3 protein-coding genes and 1 tRNA gene are annotated in these 4,584 nt (G+C 49.1%); 2 read left to right on the plus strand and 2 right to left on the minus strand.

Annotated features, from left to right (window positions below; genetic code table 11):
- Positions 1–593: 593 nt before the first annotated feature.
- Positions 594–1,970: a H(+)/Cl(-) exchange transporter ClcA gene (clcA, locus tag O9324_RS03530; protein WP_288139492.1), complete on the minus strand. Its 1,377-nt coding sequence runs from the start codon at positions 1,968–1,970 to the stop codon at positions 594–596.
- Positions 1,971–2,485: 515 nt separating this feature from the next.
- Between clcA and prmA the strand changes: the two genes are divergently transcribed.
- Entirely contained in the window at positions 2,486–3,382 is an 897-nt protein-coding gene (gene prmA, locus O9324_RS03535; RefSeq protein ID WP_288139493.1) for a 50S ribosomal protein L11 methyltransferase, read from the plus strand.
- 117 nt (positions 3,383–3,499) lie between these two features.
- Here the strand turns inward: prmA and O9324_RS03540 are convergent.
- Positions 3,500–3,572, minus strand: a tRNA-Arg gene (locus tag O9324_RS03540).
- Positions 3,573–3,629: 57 nt separating this feature from the next.
- On the opposite strand from O9324_RS03540, the gene surE reads away from it, so the two are divergent.
- On the plus strand, positions 3,630–4,442 hold the full coding sequence (surE, locus tag O9324_RS03545; RefSeq protein WP_043996782.1) for a 5'/3'-nucleotidase SurE: 813 nt from the start codon (positions 3,630–3,632) through the stop codon (positions 4,440–4,442).
- The last annotated feature ends 142 nt before the right edge of the window (positions 4,443–4,584 follow it).

Consider the following 4,584-nt stretch of genomic DNA (forward strand, 5'->3'; position numbering starts at 1 on the left):
ATTATGATGAACCCTGGAAAGAAGCATTAAGTCTAAGGCGTAGGGTGCGTTAGGCGGCTATCAATTCCGTCAAAAAACCAAAATTAACAAGCCGCCGTAACGCACCACCTCTATCATTAAATTGGTGCGTTACGCTATCGCGCTTCACACCCTACTGGACTTTATCTAAGTGTCTAAGGCGTAGGGTGCGTATTTGCGGCTATCAATTCCGTCAAAAAACCAAAATTAACAAGCCGCCGTAACGCACCACCTCTATCATTAAATTGGTGCGTTACGCTATCGCGCTTCACACCCTACTGGACTATTATTAAATCTGTAGGGTGTAGGGTGCGTATTTGCGGCTATCAATTCCGTCAAAAAACCAAAATTAACAAGCCGCCGTAACGCACCACCTCTATCATTAAATTGGTGCGTTACGCTATCGCGCTTCACACCCTACTGGACTATTATTAAATCTTTAGGGTGTAGGGTGCGTTAGGCAGCTACCAATTCCGTCAAAAAACCAAACAACTCAAATCACCAAGAAAACGGGTTTCTTCGAGAAACTATTTAGAAAATAGGTTTCTTTGAGAAACCCGTTTTCTTGTAATGGGTTAAATCCGATCGCTGGGGGGTTGCCGCTCTAATTTTTCCAAAATTCGCTTGAGCAAGACACTATAAACAGGTTCGCCACCTAGAATATGAGCGGTGATGGCAGCACAGATACAAGTTAGTAAAATCGGCAGTGCCACCAAAAAATTATCAGTCAATTCCATCACCAACATGACGGCGGTGAGGGGAGCGCGGACCGTGGCCGCCACTAATCCCCCCATCCCAGCGACGGCAAAAACCCCGGGTTGGGGCAGTTGACCGGGAAACCAAGCATCGCACACTTGTGCCAGCCCTAAACTGAATAGAGTGGCCAAGGCTAACATCGGGGCAAAAATCCCGCCAATTTCCCCGGAACCATAACAAATCATTGTCAGGAGAAAGCGCCCTAAGAAAACCAGCAGCAAGACCGCTCCTGGAGCTTCACTATTAAAAGTCCAGATGACCGATTCATCGCCACTGCCAACTAAGGGAGCGTAGCGCCAACCGAGCCAACCGATCGCACTTCCCACCAATAACCCCAGCAGTTGGTAAGGAAGTCCCCGCAGCCGGCCAAACCAGTCTAGGGAACGAAACAGGAAAAAATTAAAATAATAGCCAACGATTCCAAGCCCAACCCCCAAAATCACGAACATCCAGAGAGTATCTAGAGGAACTCTCTCGAAATGGGTGATTTTCATGAAACCCTCTTGACCCACAAGCAGCCTGAGGACAATGGCCGCCGTGATAGAGGCAACCATCACTGAACGGTAGGACAAGATCCACGAGTCAAATTTGGGGCGCACTTCTTCGGTGACAAACAAGATACCGGCGATCGGGGCATTGAAAGCTGTAGTTAATCCTGCTCCTGCTCCCGAAGCGATCAGGATACGCGCCTGTTCAGAGGAGGCCCCGACGAAAGCAGCCACCATCTTACCGATAGCGCCTCCGATTTGAATGGTCGGCCCTTCAAAACCAGCAATCATCCCCGCCCCAATGGAGAGCATTCCGCCAAAAAACTTGACCGGCAGGACTCGCCGCCAGTCGAAGGGCAAGAGGTTGTCGAGCGCCCCTTCAATCTGGGGAATGCCGCTGCCAGCCGTATCCGGCGCTACCCTCCGCACCAGCCAGAAGCTGGCATAGACCATCCCCCCGGCTACTAGGCTAGGGATTAACCAATTCAGAATCGGGTAATCAGCCAGAGCAGCAGCCAGTTGTTGCCGTTGCTGGAGGATGTGGTGTACGGTCATCCGAAAGCCAGTACCCACTAAACCAGCTAGAATGCCAACAATTGCCGCCCACAGGACAACCCGGTTGAGCCGGTGCTTGGCCTCTAAAAATCGGGCCGGAATGTTGCCCAAGATATCCAATGGGGATGTGGGACCAGAATCGCTCTCTGCCATAGAAAAGGATGAGTAACTGTTGGTTTAAGGTTAACATTGAGAGTATCAATAGTCTGCCCAGACATCTTCCCCGACAACCGGGTAGTTTCAAAAATGAAGCATAAAGTATTTTTTTAGGTCCGGCGCCTGACCCTCTTTCACTCTTTTCTTTCCTTCACCTTGGCAGTAGTGGTTAGGGACTTGCGTGGGAATAATATCCCAACCAGAAAATCGCTCTGTAGAAGAATCAGACCAGCCAGATGGCACATTATCAAAGCGCAAGTCCCTAACATCTCGAAGGCTCTCGCCCTACTTAGGGTGATCAGCAAACCTGATCGATCGGAGGGCGCAAGCATTGCGCCCCTACAGTAACGGATTTTGTCCACAATGTAGGGGCGAACTGCGTTCGCCCAAAAGGTACATTATCAAAGCGCAAGTCCCTAATCAGTGAAAAGAAAGCTCCGCACTTGCCACTTATTACTGTTGACTGAAAACTCAAATCTGATAACTGATCCCTGATCACTGATAACTGATATATGTCTAATAGTTGGTGGGAAATTACGGTTTTGTGCGAACCTAGTCTCGAAGAAGCGGTTTTCTGGAGACTGGAAGATTTTGGCTGTTCGGGAACGGCCACTGCTAAAAAACAATCCTCTTTGGAGGTTAAGGCCTATATACCAGAAATTAAAGCGCAATTGCCCGATTTAGAGGCACTAAGCCTCTGGTTAAAGCAGGATGCTTTGATTTTAGGTTTTCCCGAACCTGTCAGCCATTGGCAGTTAATGGACGAGGAAGACTGGGCCAGCAGTTGGAAACAACATTGGCAAATTAGCGAGATCGGCGATCGCTTTTTGATCTGTCCCGCTTGGTTAAATCCCCCGGAAAATAACCAGAGATTGGTGATTAAAATTGACCCCGGTTCCGCTTTTGGCACGGGAACCCACCCCACCACCCAATTATGTCTAGAATCCCTAGAAATGCGTTTAAGTAGCCATCCAGAGAATAAGATTATCGCCGATATCGGTTGTGGTTCCGGCATACTGGCGATCGGGGCGATTTTATTAGGAGCGAAAAAAGTTTATGCTGTCGATATAGATCCCCTTGCGGTGAATGCGACCCACAGTAATCGCCATCTCAACGGGATTAACCCCGAAAATTTAGCTATTAATCAGGGTAGTGTCGAGGAGTTGTTAGAATTAATTCCCGATGGTGTTGATGGCATCGTTTGTAATATTTTAGCCGAGACAATTATCGCTTTAATGCCCGCAATCACCCGTCTGGCAAAACCCACCACTTGGGGAATTTTAAGCGGCATCCTCGTCACCCAAGCACAAGCAGTTACAGATATTTTAGAACCCCAAGGCTGGACAGTGGCTGCCCTATGGAAACGTCAAGAATGGTGTGGTCTTCAAATTCGTCGCACCGTGGATTAGTATAGGGGTTGCGGCAAAAAGTTTTTCGTGGGGGTAGGGTGTGGGGTGTGGGGTTTTACCCATTTTGGCGAGCGGGGAGCAGCATAACCGGGGGAATACCGACCCCTGATTTCTGAACGAGTACGGAGGGAGTCGAACCCCCGACACCCAGGACCGGAACCTGGTGCTCTATCCTCTGAGCTACGTACCCACAATAAAATACTATTACATTATACCACTAGCCGACGCAGTAGAGCAGAAATTTCCCATGACTAGCGATCGCCCTTTAAAACTACTAATCAGTAACGATGACGGCATTTCCGCCCTAGGAGTCCGCACCCTCGCCAACACCCTCGCTACTGCGGGCCATCAAGTTACCGTAGTTTGTCCCGACGGCGAGCGCTCTGCTACCGGTCATGGCTTAACCCTACACCATCCCATCCGGGCTGAACAGGTGGAAGGAATTTTTCACCCCGATGTGATTGCTTGGTCTTGCTCGGGAACTCCCGCCGATTCGGTGAAATTTGCCCTTAGTGCCGTCCTCAAAGAGCGTCCCGATTTAGTTTTAGCCGGCATTAACCACGGGTCTAATCTCGGCACCGATATCCTCTATTCTGGCACGGTTTCCGCGGCCATGGAGGGCTTAATCGAAGGTATTCCCAGTATTGCTTTTAGTCTGGCTAGTTTTAAAGCCTGTGATTTTCAACCGGCCGCCGATTTTGCCCTCACTTTAGTCAGGAAAGTTGCCTTTAACCCTTTTCCTATTCCCACTTTACTCAATGTCAACGTCCCTCCGGTTAGTAGTGCCGAAATCAAGGGGGTGAAAATCACTAGGCAGGGATTGCGACGCTACGAGGAAACCTTCGAGAAAAGACTGGATCCTAGGGGTAAAAGTTATTACTGGTTAATTGGGGAAGTGGTGGAAGATATCGAACAACCGGACTACAGCCATTTACCCCCGCAAGTGCCTACGGATGTGCGCGCTATTGGCGAGAATTTTATCACCATCACGCCCCTACAATACAATTTAACTGATGTGCAGGGTTTTCAACATTTGTACGGAAATTCTTGGTTTGATTGAGGATCATCGGAAATTTTGGGTCTGAAACCCCGCCGTTCTAGGTTGGCTTTACGTTAGAATTAAAAGGCCAGTCTCGAAAACCAAGTGGACGGCGCAGCACCTTGAAAACTCGGCTTAGGGGGTTCCGACCAGAAAAGCTTGG

Origin of the sequence: Microcystis sp. LE19-84.1B, assembly GCF_027531875.1 — a bacterium.
Taxonomy (GTDB): Bacteria; Cyanobacteriota; Cyanobacteriia; order Cyanobacteriales; family Microcystaceae; genus Microcystis; species Microcystis panniformis.